The sequence below is a fragment of the Pseudomonas sp. GW823-FHT02C02 genome, from assembly GCF_058797635.1.
Map to the genome: position 1 here is coordinate 155,448 of NZ_JBXAJV010000014.1, position 19,642 is coordinate 175,089.

Sequence of the window (19,642 nt, forward strand, 5' to 3'; positions counted from 1 at the left end):
GAAAGCCTCAACGCGTAATGGTGTTGGGGCTTTTTTGTTGCCAAGTGGGACCAGAAGCCTAACGGTGGTGGGCCAAGTCAGAACCGGGCTTTGGTAAAGACGAACCAGAAGCCTGACGGTGATATGCGAAGTTAGACCTGAGGCTTTGGCTAAGTCCAATCAGAATCCTGACGGTAATATGCCGAACTGACCTGAGGCTTTACCTGAGGCGAAATCAAACCTGATTGCCGAGAATTACTTTCTGCTGATCGATGGCAGGCCGAGTTTGATTATGTGACCGGCATTTCCCTTCTATGGCTGCACGCCACCCGCGCCCATCCCTTCAATTAATTTAATTTCTTTTTCTCCTTTGGCGTCGTCGTTCTTCCGGCACTTGTGCGCCCGGCACTTGTGTCGAAATCTCTTTTGCGCGTGCTGGTACTTCCTCTGGTTGTTCCACTTCTCCGCGGCACCGCTTGTTGTTCCGCCGCCACTTGTTGCAGATACACTTCTGTCACACTCTCTTTTCTCTCTGCGGGTTCTCACTTCGGTAGTTCTACCGCTGCTCGATGCGTCGCCTCTGCTGCTTCTGCTTTATCCATTCTCTTTTTCCACTTGCCGATTCATCTCTGGTAGTTCTCCCTCATTCCGATTGGACTGATAGCCTGCTTGGAACTGCGGGAGTAAGTTCTTTCTCCGGCACTGGCACGTACTTCCGGTGCATCTGCCACTTGTGCCTTCTTCGGTTTGGATTGGTCGTTCTTTCTCTCTGGTTCCACCGCATCTTTTGCTGGCGCTGAGATACGCGCTTTTCTGTCAGCGTAAGCATAACCATTTGTGTCGTTCACGCTCCTACGTCCGTTCCCGGGCAGGTCCGGTAGAGCTCCGTCGGCGGTGAGCCCGCTGGTCGGCTGAGTGATCCCTACGCGGATGCCAAGCGATTCACCGGCTTCTCGGTGGTGACCACCAGGTGGGATCTGACGGGGTGGAAGAGCAGGCGGGCTGAGACGGATGCGACGGGGTGAAAGAGCGGTGGGGCAGGGCAGGGGCGCTGAGCAGGAGCGCGGTGTCGGATGCGGCACGTCAGGAACGCTGCTAGCGGTGACGGGCGATGTCGCACCTGGTGCTGGCCGCGGTCGGGCATGGTGCTGGTCGACCGGCGGCTTTGCGTTGCGCACCTTCGTTCCGGCGGCGTGCGGTGGTGGGCGGAGTCGGCTTGCGGCTTGGCCCCGGGTCAGTCCTGAGTCGGCTTCTTTCTGGTCGGTGCCTTCGGTGTTGCGGTCTGGCGGTGGCGGGCTGATTGAGCGCGGGCTTGCAGCGGGCGCTGTGGGGATGTGGCTGCCTGTAGCGGTTGCGTGTCGTCGGTGGGCGGCTTGCTTGTCGGCGGTGCCAGCGGCGGAATGCCGGTCTCGCTGCTTTAGCCCTTTCCCTCATTTGGGCTCCTTTGCCGGTGATCAGCGGTTCATCCCGAATCCGGGTTGCAGGTGGCTGGCGCAATGACCGGCGCCGGTGACCGGCTTTTATGGTCCAGCCATGGCATAAATGGTTACGCCGGGATCTGGGCTTTTTGTCAGCGCTCGGGCATAAATGGTTGGACAATCACCCGACGGCTTTTGTCGGGCATTGGGCATAAATGGTTGTGCAAATAATTTATAACACGTACCTATAAAATGGCTTGCGGCGATATAAACCTATGTGTATCGTTGAGACATAAATGGTTGTGCACTAGGAGCCGCAAATGGCCAAGTTCGGATTGATCAAATGGATTGGGAAGGCGCTGGGTTGCATTGCTCTGCCACTGGTGTGTGCCCTGTTTGCTACCTACGCCAAGCACCATATGCCGGGCTGGGCGTTTGCCCTGTCGCTGCTGCTGGTCGTGGCTGGCTCCGTACCGGCGGTGTTGTTCTTCAACCTGTTCCGCGACAGCAGCTCTAAAGCTCCAGGCAAACGCTTTGAATTCAGCAAGCAAGAAGACGAATGGGATGACCTGTTCAGCCCATGGCATCGCGACGACGACGATCGCAACTAAAACCCAAACCACAAGGAGGCCGGCAATGGCCGCAATAGCATTCACCCCAAACACTGAGCAGGCTGTTGCTCTGGCGAGCACCGCGCACCGTTTGCTCGTTCGTGCCAAAGCCGGTACCGGCAAGACCGCCCTGTTGATCGAGCACGCGGTGCGCAAGCCGCAGCTGAAACTTCTGTACGTCACCTTCGGCAAGGCCAACCAGGAGGACGCAGCTGCCCGCTTTCCGTCCAACGTCGTCACCAAAACCAGCCATGGTCTGGCGTGGGAGGTCGGCGGTCAGTTCAAGAAGACCGGCAAGCACGGCGAGTTGTTTCCGTCCCAGTTGGCCAAGGCCTACAACATCCCGATGGCCTTTGCCCGGCATCTGCGTGAGACCCTGCACAATTTCATGGTGTCCGCCGACAACGAGATCTTGCCGTCGCACGTACCTTCGATGATCTCCACCGCCGATAAGCCCAAAGCCGTGCAGTGGGCTGAGCTGGTGTGGTCGGATCTGCAACGCCTGCGTCAGTGGTCCCGGGGCTGCGGCGAAAGCCAGGCTCAACGTGCCGAGTTCCTCGACACCACACCGCTGCGCATGCCGCACGATGGCTACCTCAAGCTGTGGGCGATGACCGAGCCTGACCTGAGCCACCGTTACAACGAGATCCTGCTGGACGAGTACCAGGACACCAACCCAGTCTTTGCTGCGGTGATCCTGCGCCAGACCATCCCGGTGCGTTTGGCCGGTGATGACTTCCAGAGCATCTTCGGCTTCCGCGGGGCATACAACGCCTTCGACCCAGCGCACTTCGATCAGGTGGTCACGATTTCCGAAAGCCATCGCTTCGGCCCAGCGATCGCCCAACTGGCGACCATGCTGCTGCGTGAGTTCGCCGGCGAGCAGGAACCTGTGCGTTCGTCGCGGTTGGATCTCACTACTCGCTTCGAGGTTGACCGTACCCAGCCATACGCAATCATCGGTCGTACCAACGCCCGACTGTTTGCCAGCGCCGTAGCCCTGCTGGGCACCAAGCGCCTGCACTTCGTGGGTGGGGTCGACGAGTACCCATTCGACAAACTGGTTGAGGTTCACCACCTGCGTGCCAACACCGGTGCTCAGCTGCGCGATCCTCTGATCAGTGCCTTTGCTTCGTTCGCCCAGCTGGAGGCGTACGCCCAGGATACCGACGACAAGGAGATCCACTCCCTGATCAGCGTCGCCAAACAGTACGGCGATCAGATCCCGTCGCTGGTCAGCCAGATCAAGGCCGCCTGCGTCAGCAAGATCGAAGACGCCGACGTTGCGCTGCTGACTGCCCACCGCTCCAAGGGCTTGGAATTCCCGCAGCTGGTTCTGCTCAGCGACTTCCACAACCTGATCACCGACGGCGGCCTGCCGCTGGTGCTGGACACCCCTGAGCTGCGTCAGGAACTGCACCTGCTGTACGTGGCATTGACCCGGGCGAAGTCGGCCATTGAGCTGAATGAGCAAATCCTGGCGATCGTGCGCTACTGCGAAACCGCCGGCCGAGTCGGTACTGCGGCTTTGGCGGCTTCGAACAGCACCGTACAAGGCGGGGGGGCTGCTCTGGTTGTTGCGGGTGAACCAGAGGGTGGCTTCGTCGCGGTTGAGTACGGCGTGGGCGCGTTCGCCAACGTGGCCGAGCTGGTGGGCGCGGATGCGGCGCTCTTGTTCGACGGTGATGAACTGGAATCGCGCATCGAACTGGCCATTCTGCGCCAGGGTCTGCTGACGGCGGCCGGTCTGGCGGGCGCCTTGGGCGGTTCGGTGGCTGAGGTCGCCGATGCGGTGGCCACGATGGTGCGTTGCGGCCGGCTGTCGGCGGTGTTGTTCCTCGACTGCGAGGCGGTCACTCAACGCCTGGTCACCAACATCCAGTTGGAGGCGGCCTGATATGCGTCGATCACTGATCGGTGATGGAGGCTGCCATGGCGGATGACTTCATACGCATCGTGTACAGGCGCGAAGTCGGCGGGAAATCGAAGCGGACCTCGGTCTCGATTGACCCAATGATGTTCGAAATCTTCAGTCAGGTGCGAGGGGGTATCTCCGAAGCCCGCGCCGTGCTGAAGGTGTGGGCAATGGAGGCGGACGCCGATCGCACCGAGGCCAACTGGCGGATCGGTAACTCGCGGCTGGTTCAGCAGCGGATGTCGGTGGAGATCCTCGAGGCGGTCAAGTTGGGGATCGCCGCCCGAAAATTGAATCAGCCAAAGGGCGGGAAGGGGAAAAGTCGCGGCGCCGGGGCCACCGTTTCGGTGGATGGCGGCGAGGGGTCGCAGCAATTGCCGGCGGTGACCGGTCACCTGGAGGTGGAACATGATTGATCATTCAGGCCCGGGCGTTGCTGCGGTCCGCCCACCACTAACGATGGCACAATTTGTCATGCTCCGGTCCCTGGGCCGGGAGGGCAGTTGGGCCGAGGGCAATGCGCCCCTCTGGAAAGTCTCTCGCCATTGGTCTCACAGCCGCGAGCATTCGGTTGAGGCGCTGGGCGCGTGTTGGGATCTTGAGCGTGCGGGGTTGGTGGAGAGTGAGCCGCGCACCTGTTGCGAGGCACACCGGGGCGCGAAGGTGTTCACCCTGTCGGAGCGGGGCAAGGCGATGCTGGTCCGTATCAATGGCCACCGGCGAGCGCCGTTACTCGCCCAGTGGATGCACACCAACGAGATTTTGGCACTGGCCCGGGCGTGTACGGCGGTAACCGCCGTTGAACCAGTCACGGTGGTGCAGCTGATCCTGGTGCAGGCGCAGCGTGAGAATGCGTTGGGGTTGGGAGGCTACGAAGAACGGTTTGTGAAGTTGGTCAAATCGGCACGCAAAGTTGCAGTTGGGCGTTCTGTGCGCGATTTGTCGGAGTTGGATGGGGCGTTGCGAAGCAGCACGAGCGTGCCGCTGGAGTTCGCTGACTCTATCCGTTCCGTGCTCAGTCAGCAACCGCAGCCTGTTGCGGTGGCGGATCAACTGCATGAAGCAACCGAACAGGAACAGGCGTTGTCCTGAGCCGGGCGCTGTAGTCGCTGCAAAAAGTAATTCTGACTTGACCAAACACACAGGCGAACCATTCGCCAGATACTGCCAATAACACGTATTGGTACGTGTATAGATTTAGAAAAAGGAGCTAAGATGGCACTTGCAGACGTTTTGGATGGCAACACCGTAATCGTGGTGTTCGCCTGCGCAGTAGCGGCCTTCGTGTATTTCCAGCTGGGCAACCGCAGGAAGTACTCGACCAAGCATTACCAGTGCATCCCGCTGCTGACTGAGCGGGAGCAGGATTTTTTCTGGCGGCTCAGGGAAGCGGTGCGCGATGACCTGGTCATTGCTCCCCAAGTGGTGTTCGGGGCGTTCATCAAGGTGAAGGCCACAGCACTGACTGACAAGAACCACGCCCGGCATGTGGTCGCCCACAACCGGTGCGATTTTTTGCTCTGCGACAAGAAGCTCAAGCCTGTGGCGTTGGTGGAGGTCGACGACTCGACTCACAACAACTTCAAGGCCCGCTCCAAGGATCGTCGTCGCGACGACCTGATGAAGGCGGTGGGGGTAGCGGTGATCCGCTACAAGAACATGCCGGCGGCGGCCCAGATCCGCAAGGACCTGAAGCTGTAGATCTGCGCCAGGGTAGGGCCGGGACATTCGTGTCACCGGCCTGCCTGTGTATGGCACGCCTTGACGCAATGGCGATACCTGTACCGAGGAGGTAGGAGAGATGGCAAGCAACGAGGCTTTGACAAACCGCTCGATCGGCATTCTGGTCAACCTGTCCGCCGGGCTCGATGAAACCGGTCGCGAGTGTGATGACGACCGGGTGCAGCTGACTGCCAACTTGCGATTGGCTGCCGCCGCTGGCGCCGCCGCATTGTCCCAGCGCTCAAAGCGCTCCACGCCGTTCGCCAACGACACCGGTAGCCCGAATGTGAAGTTAGTCAAGTCGGCGGCGGGTTGGCTCGATCAGCTCAAACAGGCCAAAGGGTTCCATGGCGATGTGACGGCGGCGGAGTTCCTGGGCGTGAGCCCAACCCAGTTTTCACGCTGGCGCACCGGCAAGGACCTGCTCGACAACTACCACGCCTGGCAGGTCGCCACTGCGTTGAATGTGAATCCCATGGCGATCATCGGCAGCGTGAACTTTCACCATGCGCGGGATTCCGATCGAACCCGGTGGCTGGCCATGCTCTCGACCGTCATCGACGCCGAGCTGCCACCGGTACCAGAGGCAGGAAATGTCCCTCAGGCGCCAGCGGCGGTACCGGCCGAATCTCCGGCGGCAGCCGAGTCAACCGCACAAGGCAGCAAGTGGACGGATGACGAGGATCAGCGGCTCGTAGCGGCGTATCAGGATGGATCTGACGTTGCTGCGTTGGCCAAAGCACACCGGCGCACGCCTAAAGCGATCTTGCTGCGCTTGAGCCAAACCCACCGCCTTCTGAACGGTGAGCATCTGGCGAGTTTGTGTGAGCTGTACGGCGTGAGCCTGAGTACTCCAGGCCGGGGCAAGAAGTCTGGTCGGAAGGGCGCCCGAACTGCTGAGCCGGCGCCGCTGGCTTCCCAGTCCGTATTTCTGTAATCCGGCTTTGGCTTTTGTGGCCAAGGATTCATTTTCACGGGTGGAGTACAAATGTTCTCTTTTCCATTTTTGCGGCATTTGACCGGCATTTTTCTACCTGCATCGGCAGAAACGGGCCAAGCGGCACTTGAGCAAGGATCAGCAGCACCGATCAGGGAAGAGCGGTATCGCCCGCCTGTGTACGTCGAATTGGCCATCTGGTTTGAAGACACTTCAGACGATCCGCGTCGGTTGTGGCCAGACAAAGCTGTCCCGTCAAAGGGAATGGACGAGGAATGGTTCGATGCTGTGCTGGGTGATGCGGTGGTTATCGAACGGCGTTATGTGACCGAAGGCTTGCTGTCTGGAGCTAAGGTCAGAGTCCATGCAGGCGACTACTGCCAATTTACATCGGTCCTGATGAAGGTCAGTGGACGCGTAGGGACCATTCCCTGGATTCGCAATCTTGCGGAACCTGATTACGCAAATTACTGGCAAAGCCGAAAACCTCTGTTTACGGAGTAATGATTCGCCACTGGTGAGGGAGCAAAAAACAGCGCCGACTTGACCAATTGTGCCATCCGAACCATCGAGCACTAACGATGGCACATCTGGGAAACGGCAACTCCCCTGAATTCAGGGGTCGCAGTGGTGTTAAAAGTCCTTCACTAACGATGGCACATTTCAACACCGCCGGGCGGTCCCGGCGCCGGTGAGCCCGGGCCACCCGAAACGACGTACCGAACAACCCCATGAACGATCTGTGTCGTTCGTCAAGTCAACCGCATAGCAGGATTACCCCAATGAACGACGCGAACCACTTCCGTCCGGACCAGGCCGGCGAGTTTCCATTCACCACCGAGGTCGAAATGCTGCTGGGTGGGATCGGCCGGGCGATGTATCCCGACGGGACCTTGCAGTTTGCTGACCAGGACTGCACCCCGGTCGCCGTGTATTCGCCGCGACTCGACGAGCAGTCGCTCGAAGTTTTTTGTCAGCAGCACATCGAGCGGTACCGAGCTCACAACCAGCAGCACAAAGCGGCGATCCAGGAGTACGAAACCCCAGCCATAGAACCTTTCTGGGCGTGAGTCAGATCATTGGCAAATCTTTTGCGATTTGACGCCAATAGGACTTGTCGAGGTGCGTTAAACGCACCTATAATTTCCCCGTAATCACTTACTGGGAAAGCCTTCATGATTGAGTCGAACGATCGCAGCAAAGATTTAGAAGATGTTGGTGTGCTGTTTCACTCGCTCATTCGCTATGTCGAAGCCAATGAGGAAGAACGGGACCAGTCTCTGGTCGCAGCGGGGTACGCCAACCTCTTGGCATTGGCCGAAGCCGCTGCAACAGAAGTTGCGTTGCAGCATCAAGACGAAGGTGATGATTGGGATGGCTGCGTGTGGTTCGAGCTCCTCGAGAAAATCGGCGAGGGCAGCCTCGCTGAGTCGCTCATGGCGACTGAAGATCCAGATGTGCCAGCGGTAGTGCAGGAGTGGTTGAGTCGCGTTGAGTGACTTACCCCGCGGCCAGTTCGCTGGCCCTGCTGAAAGCCTATTTTCTCAAGTCGGCTTTCAACAGTCCGATACACCCCAAGCGAAGCAAATTTCGTGGGGGCGGGCACGGTAAAAATCGAAAACGGGAAAAAAGGTATGTCCAAATTAGCGACGGCAGCAATGACCAACCTGGAGCTAAGCCGCGAGTTATACACAGAAGATCAGCGTCGCCAGTTTTATGCCGACTATCAAGCTGCACGATACGCTGCGGCCGCTTCAAATGACGCATGTATCAAGCACGCAAATCTTCGCGGGTGGAAGTTGTGGAAGGGGCCAACGGCTGATTGGAAAGAAAAAAATGAACAGCTGCTGAAGTCGTATCGACAAGCCCGCATAACTGTCAAAACGATGGAGCAAGAACATCCGCTTCTCGTGCAGGTATACATGCATAAAGGAAATCCGATCCTATCTGCATAGCAGTCCACCAGGTCACCCCAGCCTCGCCATTATGCGGGGCCGGTCAGTAGAGGGATGGGGCTTTTCCCGCCCGAAAAGTTAGGAGCAGCGATGGATATTTCATTATCCCCATGGGCAGGAACGGTTTTGGTTGTGGTCATGATGTTTGGTGCGTTCATGTACCTTTTCAATGGCAAAAAGGCCGAACCTTCTGAGCCCGACGCTCAAGTCACCCTGGAGCAAACAAACGCGGCCGCCACTGATGGCGGTGATCAATCCGCTGTTCAGGAGTATTTGGTCGGACTCAAGCTCTTGGCGTTAATGCTACTGAGAAGTTTCAGTGGTCCTGTCGCCATGACGGTATCGATGGGTTGGTTTGTTTTCGCGATCGTCGGGATCTTCGATTTGCTTGGTGGTGACGTGTTTACAGTTCAATGGAAGCGCGTAGCCTCGTGGATTTCGATCATTTTTTGGGTCGGCTTTATTGTGGTTTCGCACGTTAAAAGGGTGCGCCAGAAGGGCCGCAATTTCCTGGACCACAAGCGATAGATACGGAACATGACCATGCAAACCGGTGCCCCGCCATAGTGGGAGGGTGGGCCGGCGTAAGGGCGCCATTCTCGCGTCCGAGTGATAATCAACAAGGAGTCCGACATGGCAGGAACACCATCAGCGTATGTCCTTGCGACAGTGGGTATGACGATCGTCAGCGTTCTATTTTTTGGTGTGGCGGGAACACTGTGCGCAGGGTTTCTTTTCGACATCGGATATTCGATCGATCCGATCGGAGTCGGTCGCAACGCAGCCGCGATCGCCGGTGTTTTCACTTTTGTGTTCGTCGCCGCGGTGTCGTACCGCGATTATCACTATGAGCCCTCGGCCCACAATTCGAATCGTTAACGGAAAAGCAGTTGCACCATCAGCCCGCCATTGTCGCGGGCTTTGCAGTAGTAGGAGAGGAGCGGTTTTCGCGTCGACCAGGAAGCGCAGCCTGGGTGAGCAAGGTCACAATACTTTTCAACGACTTACGATTCTCACGGGAAGCACTGCAAATGAGTGATGAAATCTTTACAAAGTTCGAGGCTAGAGTGACCGTCGAAGGTCCGTTCTCATCTGACGGCACGATTTACGACCCAAAGTCATTGCTGGAAGTGGCGCTACAGCATGCACTGGTCAGCATGCCTGCGGAAGCAGTGTCGAAGCTGGTGGCGGACGTTACTACCAGCATGTTGCACTCGCTTTCGTGCAAGCGTCGGAGAACTGGTGAGGTGGTACGCCTTGAGGACCAAGATCCGGACGGGTACAACGGCCTCTACCTGATAGCGGCAGGGCGGGGAGACCCGACGGATTGCGTTCTGTGTGGAAACCGTTTGTGCAACGAGTGGCCGACCCTTCTTGAGCTTTCTCCCGCAGGAGCGCAGACCGGCGACTATGCCTACCATGTATCCGAGTGCCAGATGCTCGACCCTAGTGGCCAAGACCAGCGTGCGCTTGAAACTCTAGGTCGTTCGGTACTCTCCAGTATCCGCGAAGCGCTGAATTCGGATGACTCAGGAGATCTACAAAAGCCGGGTGGTGATGTGCAGCATCTGTTCATTCAGGATGAAATTCCGCCACAAGCCCGGTGATCGAGGAAGCACAGGTACTTCGGGCGTTCAGCGTCACCTGACTTGCAAACAATTCGCGCACATGCAAGGAGTGGCGGGACAAGCTGATAGGGGCGGACTACTCAACCGCCTTAGGCCTTCAGGCATTGTCCTGTCGTTGTTGATGACTGAAGGGAAATGCGACTACCGCCGCCTTTGGGCTTGCTGGCTGCTGATATCCAGGGCAACAAGTCACCCTGCCCACCACCAGATCCACGAACAATGGAGTAAGCATGGCCCAACAACTGTTTAGCATCACATACTCGTTAACCCAGAGAGATATTGACCAGGCTGTGAGGCTTTCAAAGCTGTACTACACGGATTTGATTCAGAAATTGGTCAAGCCGTATGGGCCCACTAGCAGCCTGTGCAGCTCGCAGGTGGAAATTGAGGTGCGGGCCTATCTGGAGGAGGCATTAACAGGGTTTCATGGCCTATGCGTTGAGGCTCTGGTTGCCAAAGAGGTTTCAACGAACGACGTCGTAGGGTTCGCAATCGCATTAAGCGCTCCTGGCTCTACTGACTGCGGGTTGAACTATGCCGCAGTGCGAAAAGATTTCCGCCGGCAAGGCGTTCTGAGAGTAATGCTGGAAAGCATCAAGTCGAAGTACTCATTTATCGGCTTGAGCTGCCATCCCGATAAGGTTCCCTACTACGAAGCCCTTGGGTTCCGTGCAGACGGTACTGTATTTGTGCAGGTCTCCATGAGTTGGGGGGAGGACAAACCACACCCAATGATGAACACTTTTGACATGGGCCGAAGCGACGAATTGCAGATGTGCACACAGTCGTTCTTGAAGCTTCATGGAGCAAAGGCCGAGGCAATCATGCAGAACCTTGGGGACGTGCAAATCAAAAGAATGGAGGATGTGAAGGCGTACTACCAACGTCGGAATGATGGATTGTCACACGAACATGCAATGGCGTACCTGCTGACCCTGGATGTGCTGGAAGAGGAGCGGGCAGAGGAGCACGATGCGCGCATGTTCCGCGGCGAACTGGAGAAGACGGAATCCAACGAGACACTTCGTGGGATCACCTTCCAATTCATCACGCCAAAGAACCTTCTGGCCATCGACTTCGCCTGGTCACTGAGCTACGGCTTCGATCACGCCTTTCCGGCGCTGACTGAGTGGTACGAGATCCGTGTCCTTGGCAAACGCTATCTGATCGAGGATGTCGCTCCTGTGGAGAAAGACATCATTCCAGAGCAGAGATGGTTCAAGCTTGATGACTGGCAAAGCCCTGCGTTGGAACTGGGTCTGCAAGACCCCTACCTCGAAGCCACCAACAAGGACCGCTACCCTGAACGCCCGGCGATGCGCACGATCCGTGACCGCTTCGAAGGCAAGGAACGAAACATCGTTTACTACGAAGAATCTGACGAGATGGATATCGACCCGGCGGATGCAATTTGTTTCGTGGACGAGTTCGATGAAGCGTTTTATGAGATGGCCAAAGGTCTTGCGCCAACCGACAGTGCCAAGTTCTACCTGAACAGAGGCATGGTTAAGTTGGCCAGGGGCAAGGCTGCTGACTACGACGAGATGGCACGCCGGGCGCAATTCTGGCAGCGGATGGAACGCGATCTTGGTGGTATCGATCTGCGTTCGTACATTCGTCATTTATCGATCAGCAACGCTGAGCACGATGCAATCCTTCAGTCGCTGAAAACTGAGGCCCTAAAGGCAGGAGATCCAGGTCGCACTATGGATCTGTTTTGAATGATGTGAACCACCTCTCGGGGTGGTTTTTTTTTGCCCGATATGGCGCGTTGCCGGTGAGTACAACCAGCTGGCTACGCTGGTGATTTTGATGTGAAACTCCGCTATCTCAAGCTATGCCTGCAAGGCAAGCGTGTTCTTCTTTCCTGTTTTTTCCGGGCGGTGCTCTAGAGAGAGCCTTCCCCAGTCAGCAAGGCAAACAATGTCAGTGTTGCCTTTTCAGAGCTTTCATTTTCGTTTTTCAATTCGTAATCGATCCTCGCTTTCTTTGAAAGCCATCTCCGCAAACTTTGGTAACGGCCCCGCCCTAGTCCTGGAATTTTGATTTCACCGCTTTCAACGGCCTGAGACACCTGATCGCGCCCCGTAAAATTCGCACTGAGAAGAAGCTTCGCTAAAGGTTTGTCTAAGCCGTCATACCAAACAGGTTGAACTGGTTCCATTCCAAGCCATTTCCGCAACGCTTGGTAACGGCGCTGCGTTAGTCCTGGAATTTTGATTTCCCCGCTTTCAACGGCCTGATACACCTGATCTCGCCCCGTATAATTGGCACTAAGAAGAAGATTCGCCAAAGCCTTGTCTAAGCCGGCATACCAAACAGGTTGAACTGGTTCCATTCCAAGCCATTCTCGCAACGCTTGGTAACGCCTCGGTCCTAGTCCTGGAATTTTGATTTCCCCGCTTTCAACGGCCTGATACACCTGATCTCGCCCCGTAAAATTGGCACTGAGAAGAAGAGTCGGCAAAGACTTGTCTAAACCGTCATACCAAACAGGTTGAACTGGCTCCATTCCAAGCCATTTTCGCAACGCTTGGTAACGCCTCGGTCCTAGTCCTGGAATTTTAATTTCCCCGCTTTCAACGGCCTGATACACCTGATCTCGCCCCGTAAAATTGGCACTGAGAAGAAGAGTCGGCAAAGGCTTGTCTAAGCCGTCATACCAAACAGGTTGATCAGGTAGCCACCCCCCTTTTCTAGAGAGTTGCTGTGCACGCGTGGTGCTCACACCTAAGAACGAAGCGATTTGGCAGTATGTACATCCGTTCTGACGCATAGCGTATGCACCCCGAGCGCGATCGTCTGGGGTATCAAAACGGATCGGGCGCCTCGTTGTAGCGCTACTTGATATTTCGCTTACAGGCATGGCCAGACCTCCTACTGATTCGACATCATCGTTGGGTGCAATGCCCGCAATGGATTCCGCAGGTAGCGATTTGATATTTTGAGATCCCATCCAATGATTGGTGAGCAAATGCAGGGACTTGACCACCTGTTTTCATTCTAGCTGACCATACGTTCGCATCGCGGCCAGCCGCCCACCGGTTAATCCAGAAAGCGAGCAGCCGGGACTCCATTTTCGAAAGTTCGTGCACTCCCGGATGGCGGCAGAGTCTTAGGCTACGAGCAGCCTTTTAGCTGATGAATTGCGAAAGCCTTTCTGATATCGAATACAGGGCGTGTTCTTGTTTCTTGTTCGACATCTCCGAGCACCAGTTCAATTTCCTCGGAGAAAACACGATGACCCCATCTACGAACATCGAGCAGTTCCAAACTAGACTTCACCGCTCCGCATATGGCTTTCGCGATTACGACGTGATCGGACATCCAACTCTGCGTCGCGCCTGCGTCCCCCTCAACATCCGCCGCGGCGAGAACTTCAACATCTACCATGGAGAGAGCAGCAAGTCGGGCACAAAATGGTTAGGCACTTTGGAAAAGTCGCTGGCGGCCTGGTACGCGAACGAGCTCAAAGTGCCGCCTGTGCGTGAAGTAAGGCTTCGTGTCCTTCTGAACGCCAATGGTCGAACGTCCATGTCATGCAATGCCCGGCTCTTCAGGCATCACCTGGTTGTCAGTGGCGATAGCGGTCCGTGCTGCAAAGTCGAATTCTACTGATCAGCATCTCGTTTCGCAGCTTTAACGCAACACTACCCCCCGGCCGAGGCTGGGGGTTTTTCATTGTTTGGGGGGTATAAAAGAGTCTTAGCCCTGGGCTTCCAGTTGCTTCGTTATGGTCGGCGGTCGTTGCACGCTGGCGCCGCGGTTGGACAGTGCAGAGTGGTTGTGATGGTGGGGCGAAAAGTCAGCCCGATTAAGCTGTCACCCTGAATAAGCTGACAAAGCTCCCTGCCAGCACAACCACTCCGCATGTATGTATCTTGCCACACCTACATGAGTTTCGAGATGCGTCGGATTTGAAGTATTTGTCCCCATTGACCGGTGAAGGGATCTGCACTCTCTACAAACGTGTGCGAAAATAAAATGGCAATTTTCAAAGGTTGGAGTTTTACGGTTTGGTTATTCACTACTCAACTGGTGGCAGCGATGTCGCCTGTGGACGCAACAATCACAATCTCAGTTGCACTACCGATTCTGGTCGGGTTACTTGCAAGTTGTGTCAGCGATCCCTGGTTAAGTTGGTACCGGCACCAGTGCCTGCATCCGTCGATGACATATCCGTGATGTCGCATGTGGTCCCGAGCAAACAGAACAAGGCGAGTGGTTTCTGTTTCAAGGCCAGTTGGCACGTGCACCTGGAGGCTCTACCCAATCGGTGCCGTCTTCCACGTGGGTCGGCAACACAAAATTTCGTTTGAAAGAATGGTGGGCGTCCGTGCTCACCTTGAGGCCTCACTCGCTGGCAACATCGAGCGACAGCCACCACTCAGTTATGGGAGCCCTGACAATGAGCAGCGGATTCACCGAGGACGAAATGCGTCGGGCCCTAGGCCTGACCGAGACACATGTCAGTCCTTCCACTCCTCAGGCACCCGCGCCGGCGACAAAAGTGAAGTCGGAACCCCGGGTTGTCGGTAGCAAGCATAAACCCCGGTCCCCCAAGCTCCGGGTGACGTTACTTGTCAGCAAGGAATTTGAGGGTGAAACCGTCGAGTTCACTCATGATGCCGATACGTTGAGCCAGTTCGATGCCGAGCAGGAGGCCAAAACGTTGGCCAAAAAGGACAAGTACCGTTTTTTCGATGTGGTATCGATCAAGCCGATCGGGTAGTGCTGCTGTGAAATGCGCTCCAACTGCCAGCCTGCACGGGCAGATTGCATTTCCACCTGGTGCGGTAGGATATCCTCAGTCGAAAGGAGAGTTCGCAATGAAGATGATCATCGAGTCAGAAGTCAAAAGAGCTGAAGTGCTGGTTGAGCACTACATGGGCCTGCCGCCAGAGACGATAGATCTGTTCAGCTTCAACGCTGATGCATTGCGCAGGGCTCCCGCCGACTTTGGACGCGCTATCACCGCATTGCGCCAAATAGCAGTTAAAAATAATCCTTCGCAAGCCGATGTGGCCTACGCGGTGAGCGCGGTTGACCTAATTGCTGAACTCGCGCAAGGGCAGAAACTGCCTGCTCCCATCCAGAAACTGTGGACGGTGGAGGAGGGCATTCGCAATGCTGGCGGACTCTGGACGCTGAAGCACCTGGTGACGATCGTACTGGCGTTCGCTGGCGTCCTTGTAGGCAGCACCAAAACCTTGACCTTCGGCTACGAGATGTTTGCTTATATCGCCTTGGCCTTGATTATTGCCTCGGGGGCATTGCACCTGACGCACAGCAAGAACGCGGAGATGAAGGTGCCTGCTTTCACGCTCGGCGGGCTGGGAGTCTTTTGTGTGCTCAACACAGCGTACGCTCCGAGTATCGGCTTCCTGGCTCTTCTGGTTTGCGCAATTGCTTTTATGGCCGGATCATTCCTTAGTCAGCTCGCCGGCACCAAAAGCAGCACCACCGGTGCCGAGTTGTATCCCGAGGACTACGAGCCAGCTGAAGCCTTACGGCCGGAGGAATACAACCCCTTCAAGGTGACAATTGGCAACGATATGAGCGAACCAATAGACAGATTGTCCTGACCACAAAAACCGCCCCTTGAAGCCGGTTTTTTTTCACTGGCTTTCCCCAAGCCAGTAACACCCCTGGATGTTTCACCGACGAAGAAGGCTCCCTGAGTACGACGAGCCGGCAAATTTCTGCGTCGCTGTTGGCCATCTCCTGCCACGAAGTTAAATCCCAACGGAGATGTTCACGATGACCACTATGCAAACTCAAGGCGATACCCCTGACCGGATTAAAACCAGCATCAAGCAATCCGCATTGCTGCTACTTGATGGGTTGCCTTACCGGTACGGCGAGTTCCTTAACGATCTTCAAGCGCAAATGTCACCGATGGAACGAGGCCAAATGTTTTTGGAGGTGCGCCTTGCGGTCCAGGAACTGATCGAGGAGGGCACGTTGGTAGTGCTCGACTTTAAAACGCCGCAGCGGACGGGGAAACTCATTGTCCCGGCTGGCTTCAACTTGTCACAGGAGGCGGGCACGCCAATTGAGGGCATCAGTGCACTTGAGGCCTTAGACGCTGAAAATTGGTTGGATGAAGATCCTTCGGATTCTGAAGGGTTGGCAGAAGCGAAAGAGCAGGCTCGAGCGTGTCTTGCAAAGCGCAACTTGGCGGTTAAGCAAGGGGTTCCTGCATGAAATTCGACATCAATAAAGCCTCTGCTCAGCTTCTTGCTGCGTCCGCAGTGATTGACGACATTGACGATGCCGTCAGAGCCGTCCAGGACACTTGCTTCATAGAAACTGGGGACGTTGCGGGTTTGTTTTTCAGTGGCGTTGAGTGGTCCGAATTGAACGAGCTTCAGCGATTGCGCAAGCTGCTCGACTATGTGGATTACGAGCAACTGTGCAGCGAACGCGCCTGAAGGTGTTAGAACACATTCAGGGCATGCGCAACGAAATGACATTTGTTTCAGTGTTAACGTAGTATCCGCCCCGGCCTAGGCCGGGGTTTTTTTATGTGCGCCAGACATGATGCATTGCGCGTAAGAACTGTGATCTTTAATTCACACAATGCGTTGTCGATTAATCATGAAGTCTTCCAACGTGTGAAGACGACCGCCGAAATATGATTTTGAATCTGTATTTTGGTCATTCTCTACTGGAACAGGTAGGCATGAAGTTGGTAGTGGCTCACCTACAGCCATTAATTCAAAATCTGAGGGTGCGGTAACAAAATATGCTCCTCTTGTTACCGCATCCTTGTTGCCATCTTCAAACCAGAGAGTAGCGTCGCTGCCTTTCATGGCGAAATATCCAAACGCTGAATATTCGCGGATTTTGTTCATGTAGCCCAGGCGGTCGACGACAAACCAAATATCAGGTTGGCTTCTGAAAGCTTTGAGGGCATCGGAATGCCTCTGAGCGTCATATTCCTCGGGGGAAAGATTGAACAGCCTTTTCATGAGTTCTGGAAAGGTTTTCCTCAACCTAGCAGCGGCCGATTTTTGATCGAAGAATTCTTTAAAGACAGCCTCTACTTTTGCGGCTTCACAGTCCTCTTCGAACCATTCCTGGGTTGTGCCCGCGATTTTCTCCATTTGCACTTGGCGTTCCGGTGACAACCAATATCCACCATGGCTTGGTGTCTCATACCAGATGATACCTGGTGCTACAATATCCTTTTCAGAGTAAATTCCCCAAGGAGTTACCATCTCTTTGAGTGAAGATGCTTTTTTAGGGCTGTAACCAAGTCCGGATGCTTCCGCGGCGTTGAAGACACGCCCGTGAAGATAATCGAACCCTAATTCTGCTGCTAATCTAGTACAGATAACAATTTGAGCATCTTCTTGTTCACTTTCGGGTAATAGATCCAAGTACATAGGTATATGAGCTTTCTGAACAACTTTCGAAAGCTCATGCCAATTGTTATAGCCGAGAGCTTTAGCGTACAACTCGTAACCTTGTTGTAAACTAATATCTAGATCGAGGAAATCAACGAGATTTTCAAATAGCGACTTCGCCAAACTTTTGGTAGTCGGCAGGTTTGCTGGGATAACTTTCATGGTGACTCCTCCGTAATTCAAGGAGCTGCCCGCATGCCCCTTGAACCCGTAAGGAGTTACAAATAGGGTCGAATCTAGACTCACAGCGCCATTGCGGCTTCCCCAGTGCGAGCGGGGCGCTTTCTGTAAGCGCGTAGCCATTTTATCAGATATCGATGGTTTTGAACCCTGCCACCGTCACCCCCTGCTATGAACGTACTCATGCCGCTTCACCGTGACTGGAGCCTGTCGGGGTTGCGCGTCCAATTTCAGGTGTGCCCACTGCCGGTCGGGGTCCGGCCTGGAATTTGATATTGGGGCCTGAAATGGCTTTACAGGTGCGTTTAACGCACCTATGATTTCGCCAAAGCCACCTTTTTGGAAGCACACATGAGCGTCTACTTCATCCCCCTGTTCACACTCCCGGATATCATCGATGCGCCAGGTGAGTACCTCACCCGTGGCGGCGACCGCGTCATGATCGATCGTGCATCAACCCGGCATGACTATGGCTGTGTCGGCTCCTACGTGGCATGCGGGACGGCTGATAAGTGGCATAAAAGCGGGCGGATCCTCGCAACATCTGAAACCCGGAACGACATTGTCCAAAAGGCACCGAGCGAGGGGGCGCAGGTGTCTGCACAGGCAGGACCGAACGTTGTCAGCGAGTCAGTAATGGCCAATGAGACCATTGGAGTTCAGGCTTCGCTACCGACGTGGGCGCAGAAGATCAAGGCCATCAAGAGGGCTGCCGAGACAGTGGGCCAGCGAGCCGTTCGCGAGGTCAATCGCAACCTGGCAGAAGGCGTCGAGCACATGGAGTACAAGGACTTCGAGGAATTCGACTGCTCCTGCGAGCAGGAATATATTTTCGGTGAGGCCGTCCACCTCATCGAGGAGCTGGACCTGCCTTTCGATGAAGCTCTAAAGGTGGTGATGACGGAGGACAGTCAAACTGTCTGAACTCAATACGCCCTGGTGCGCCGGGGCCTGTCGAAAGCAGATTTTCTAAAGTCTGCTTTCTACAGTCATTTCGACAATGGAAAAACACAATGGCCCCCGATACCATCACCCTGGCTCGCGCATTGGTTGAGCGTGCTTACCAACAGATGATCCATTCGGCGTCTGCATTCAAAGCTGCCAAGCCTGTTCGTGATGAGTTGCGTGCTGCGCTTGCCTTGCCACGTACCACTACGTCACTTGTGCCGGCGGAATTGGTACATGATCTGGAGGGCATTGCGGTCGGCCGCACTGCACACGCGTTCAACGGCTCGTGTCCTGATCAGGTTGAAGGCGAAATGGTCCGTGACGATGAATGCCCGGCTTGCCAGATCCTTTTGCGGCTCGATGCTCACAAGAGAGCAGTGTAGATCCACATTTCTTGACCCTACAGCACCGAGCTCCGCGATTGCGGGGCTGCGACCGTAGATGACCAACCCAGACTTAGGACTGATTCACGATGGCATCACTCAAACCGCTCAGTGATTTTGAGCATGGATTCGTTGTCGCCGCCGCCGCGGCGTCCCGGCTGGGCGATCCAAACCTGGCTGCAAAGATGCTTGGCCAAGCTGGTTTTCAGGGACTGGATTGCTCGGAACTGAATGAGGCCGATAAGCAGCAGCTGCATTTGGTGAATCAGCAACCCGGCATGACGTTGATAGGCCTCAGTAAGCCCAACTGATTTCACATAGGTTCGTAAGTGATCCTATCGCGGCCCCCGGCAGTGGCGATTGCTCCCCCAAACTGATCACGGAGCTACAGACACATGGAAACACCAGTGACGATTGAACAAATGATTCTTGAGGGCTCCTGTACCGCTGCCTGGGCGTCGAACGCGGGTTAGAAGTGGGATGCTCGTGTGGTCGGCGGAGACGCGCTTGCGAAGCGCAAGAGGTGGCTTACATTGCAGGCCAGTACCACGATG

Annotated in this window: 24 protein-coding genes; 22 read left to right on the plus strand and 2 right to left on the minus strand. The window is 55.5% G+C overall.

All coding sequences use genetic code 11. The features are described from left to right. Positions 1-1,717 precede the first annotated feature (1,717 nt). The 14 genes from AC1ROI_RS23415 to AC1ROI_RS23480 all read left to right on the plus strand — a co-directional run bounded on the left by AC1ROI_RS23415 (position 1,718) and on the right by AC1ROI_RS23480 (position 11,886). Positions 1,718-2,008, plus strand: coding sequence for a hypothetical protein (locus AC1ROI_RS23415; RefSeq protein WP_102599798.1), 291 nt, complete (start codon positions 1,718-1,720; stop codon positions 2,006-2,008). 25 nt (positions 2,009-2,033) lie between these two features. After that, the gene (locus AC1ROI_RS23420) at positions 2,034-3,905 is read left to right on the plus strand and encodes a UvrD-helicase domain-containing protein (RefSeq protein WP_102599799.1); all 1,872 of its coding nucleotides are present in this window, start codon (positions 2,034-2,036) and stop codon (positions 3,903-3,905) included. Positions 3,906-3,940: 35 nt separating this feature from the next. Next, the gene (locus AC1ROI_RS23425; RefSeq protein ID WP_102599800.1) at positions 3,941-4,339 is read left to right on the plus strand and encodes a hypothetical protein; all 399 of its coding nucleotides are present in this window, start codon (positions 3,941-3,943) and stop codon (positions 4,337-4,339) included. A 58-nt stretch (positions 4,340-4,397) separates the two neighbouring features. Then, positions 4,398-5,015, plus strand: a complete 618-nt coding sequence (locus tag AC1ROI_RS23430; protein ID WP_146013513.1) for a hypothetical protein — start codon at positions 4,398-4,400, stop codon at positions 5,013-5,015. Between the two features lie 123 nt (positions 5,016-5,138). Beyond that, positions 5,139-5,624 carry a DUF2726 domain-containing protein gene (locus AC1ROI_RS23435; protein ID WP_256580180.1) on the plus strand — a complete coding sequence of 162 codons (486 nt, stop codon included), beginning with the start codon at positions 5,139-5,141 and terminating at the stop codon, positions 5,622-5,624. 100 nt (positions 5,625-5,724) lie between these two features. Continuing rightward, a complete protein-coding gene (locus AC1ROI_RS23440) occupies positions 5,725-6,582 on the plus strand; it encodes a transcriptional regulator (protein ID WP_102599802.1) in 858 nt (285 codons plus the stop codon). Positions 6,583-6,633: 51 nt separating this feature from the next. Further along, positions 6,634-7,086, plus strand: coding sequence for a hypothetical protein (locus AC1ROI_RS23445; protein WP_102599803.1), 453 nt, complete (start codon positions 6,634-6,636; stop codon positions 7,084-7,086). A gap of 278 nt (positions 7,087-7,364) precedes the next feature. Continuing rightward, on the plus strand, positions 7,365-7,652 hold the full coding sequence (locus AC1ROI_RS23450; protein WP_102599804.1) for a hypothetical protein: 288 nt from the start codon (positions 7,365-7,367) through the stop codon (positions 7,650-7,652). A 105-nt stretch (positions 7,653-7,757) separates the two neighbouring features. After that, positions 7,758-8,081, plus strand: coding sequence for a hypothetical protein (locus tag AC1ROI_RS23455; protein ID WP_102599805.1), 324 nt, complete (start codon positions 7,758-7,760; stop codon positions 8,079-8,081). A gap of 135 nt (positions 8,082-8,216) precedes the next feature. Beyond that, entirely contained in the window at positions 8,217-8,537 is a 321-nt protein-coding gene (locus AC1ROI_RS23460) for a hypothetical protein (RefSeq protein ID WP_102599806.1), read from the plus strand. Between the two features lie 90 nt (positions 8,538-8,627). Then, positions 8,628-9,065 carry a hypothetical protein gene (locus AC1ROI_RS23465; RefSeq protein ID WP_102599807.1) on the plus strand — a complete coding sequence of 146 codons (438 nt, stop codon included), beginning with the start codon at positions 8,628-8,630 and terminating at the stop codon, positions 9,063-9,065. A gap of 105 nt (positions 9,066-9,170) precedes the next feature. Continuing rightward, positions 9,171-9,416 carry a hypothetical protein gene (locus tag AC1ROI_RS23470; protein ID WP_146013514.1) on the plus strand — a complete coding sequence of 82 codons (246 nt, stop codon included), beginning with the start codon at positions 9,171-9,173 and terminating at the stop codon, positions 9,414-9,416. 152 nt (positions 9,417-9,568) lie between these two features. After that, positions 9,569-10,144 carry a hypothetical protein gene (locus AC1ROI_RS23475; RefSeq protein ID WP_102650465.1) on the plus strand — a complete coding sequence of 192 codons (576 nt, stop codon included), beginning with the start codon at positions 9,569-9,571 and terminating at the stop codon, positions 10,142-10,144. A gap of 251 nt (positions 10,145-10,395) precedes the next feature. After that, on the plus strand, positions 10,396-11,886 hold the full coding sequence (locus AC1ROI_RS23480) for a GNAT family N-acetyltransferase (protein WP_173678025.1): 1,491 nt from the start codon (positions 10,396-10,398) through the stop codon (positions 11,884-11,886). A gap of 167 nt (positions 11,887-12,053) precedes the next feature. On the opposite strand, the gene AC1ROI_RS23485 is transcribed toward AC1ROI_RS23480, so the two are convergent. After that, positions 12,054-13,157: a hypothetical protein gene (locus AC1ROI_RS23485; protein WP_207235068.1), complete on the minus strand. Its 1,104-nt coding sequence runs from the start codon at positions 13,155-13,157 to the stop codon at positions 12,054-12,056. A gap of 200 nt (positions 13,158-13,357) precedes the next feature. Here AC1ROI_RS23485 and AC1ROI_RS23490 point away from each other — a divergent pair, with 200 nt between their 5' ends. From AC1ROI_RS23490 to AC1ROI_RS23510, 5 genes are all read left to right on the plus strand, one after another. Continuing rightward, positions 13,358-13,783 (plus strand): hypothetical protein, encoded by a 426-nt coding sequence (locus AC1ROI_RS23490; protein ID WP_146013516.1) that lies wholly within the window; start codon positions 13,358-13,360, stop codon positions 13,781-13,783. Positions 13,784-14,573: 790 nt separating this feature from the next. Then, entirely contained in the window at positions 14,574-14,897 is a 324-nt protein-coding gene (locus AC1ROI_RS23495; protein ID WP_029615395.1) for a hypothetical protein, read from the plus strand. A gap of 97 nt (positions 14,898-14,994) precedes the next feature. Beyond that, positions 14,995-15,750, plus strand: a complete 756-nt coding sequence (locus AC1ROI_RS23500; RefSeq protein ID WP_020190742.1) for a hypothetical protein — start codon at positions 14,995-14,997, stop codon at positions 15,748-15,750. 175 nt (positions 15,751-15,925) lie between these two features. Continuing rightward, entirely contained in the window at positions 15,926-16,372 is a 447-nt protein-coding gene (locus tag AC1ROI_RS23505) for a hypothetical protein (protein WP_102599833.1), read from the plus strand. Then, on the plus strand, positions 16,369-16,599 hold the full coding sequence (locus AC1ROI_RS23510) for a hypothetical protein (RefSeq protein WP_020190740.1): 231 nt from the start codon (positions 16,369-16,371) through the stop codon (positions 16,597-16,599). The genes AC1ROI_RS23505 and AC1ROI_RS23510 overlap by 4 nt, the downstream gene beginning before the upstream one ends. Before the next feature lie 141 nt (positions 16,600-16,740). Here the strand turns inward: AC1ROI_RS23510 and AC1ROI_RS23515 are convergent, their stop codons facing one another. After that, positions 16,741-17,739 (minus strand): DUF7007 domain-containing protein, encoded by a 999-nt coding sequence (locus tag AC1ROI_RS23515; RefSeq protein WP_102599832.1) that lies wholly within the window; start codon positions 17,737-17,739, stop codon positions 16,741-16,743. 369 nt (positions 17,740-18,108) lie between these two features. Here AC1ROI_RS23515 and AC1ROI_RS23520 point away from each other — a divergent pair, with 369 nt between their 5' ends. The 3 genes from AC1ROI_RS23520 to AC1ROI_RS23530 all read left to right on the plus strand — a co-directional run bounded on the left by AC1ROI_RS23520 (position 18,109) and on the right by AC1ROI_RS23530 (position 19,399). Continuing rightward, positions 18,109-18,681 (plus strand): hypothetical protein, encoded by a 573-nt coding sequence (locus AC1ROI_RS23520; protein WP_102599831.1) that lies wholly within the window; start codon positions 18,109-18,111, stop codon positions 18,679-18,681. An 89-nt stretch (positions 18,682-18,770) separates the two neighbouring features. Then, a complete protein-coding gene (locus tag AC1ROI_RS23525) occupies positions 18,771-19,088 on the plus strand; it encodes a hypothetical protein (RefSeq protein WP_102599830.1) in 318 nt (105 codons plus the stop codon). Positions 19,089-19,177: 89 nt separating this feature from the next. Further along, the gene (locus tag AC1ROI_RS23530) at positions 19,178-19,399 is read left to right on the plus strand and encodes a hypothetical protein (RefSeq protein ID WP_102599829.1); all 222 of its coding nucleotides are present in this window, start codon (positions 19,178-19,180) and stop codon (positions 19,397-19,399) included. Positions 19,400-19,642: the final 243 nt, after the last annotated feature.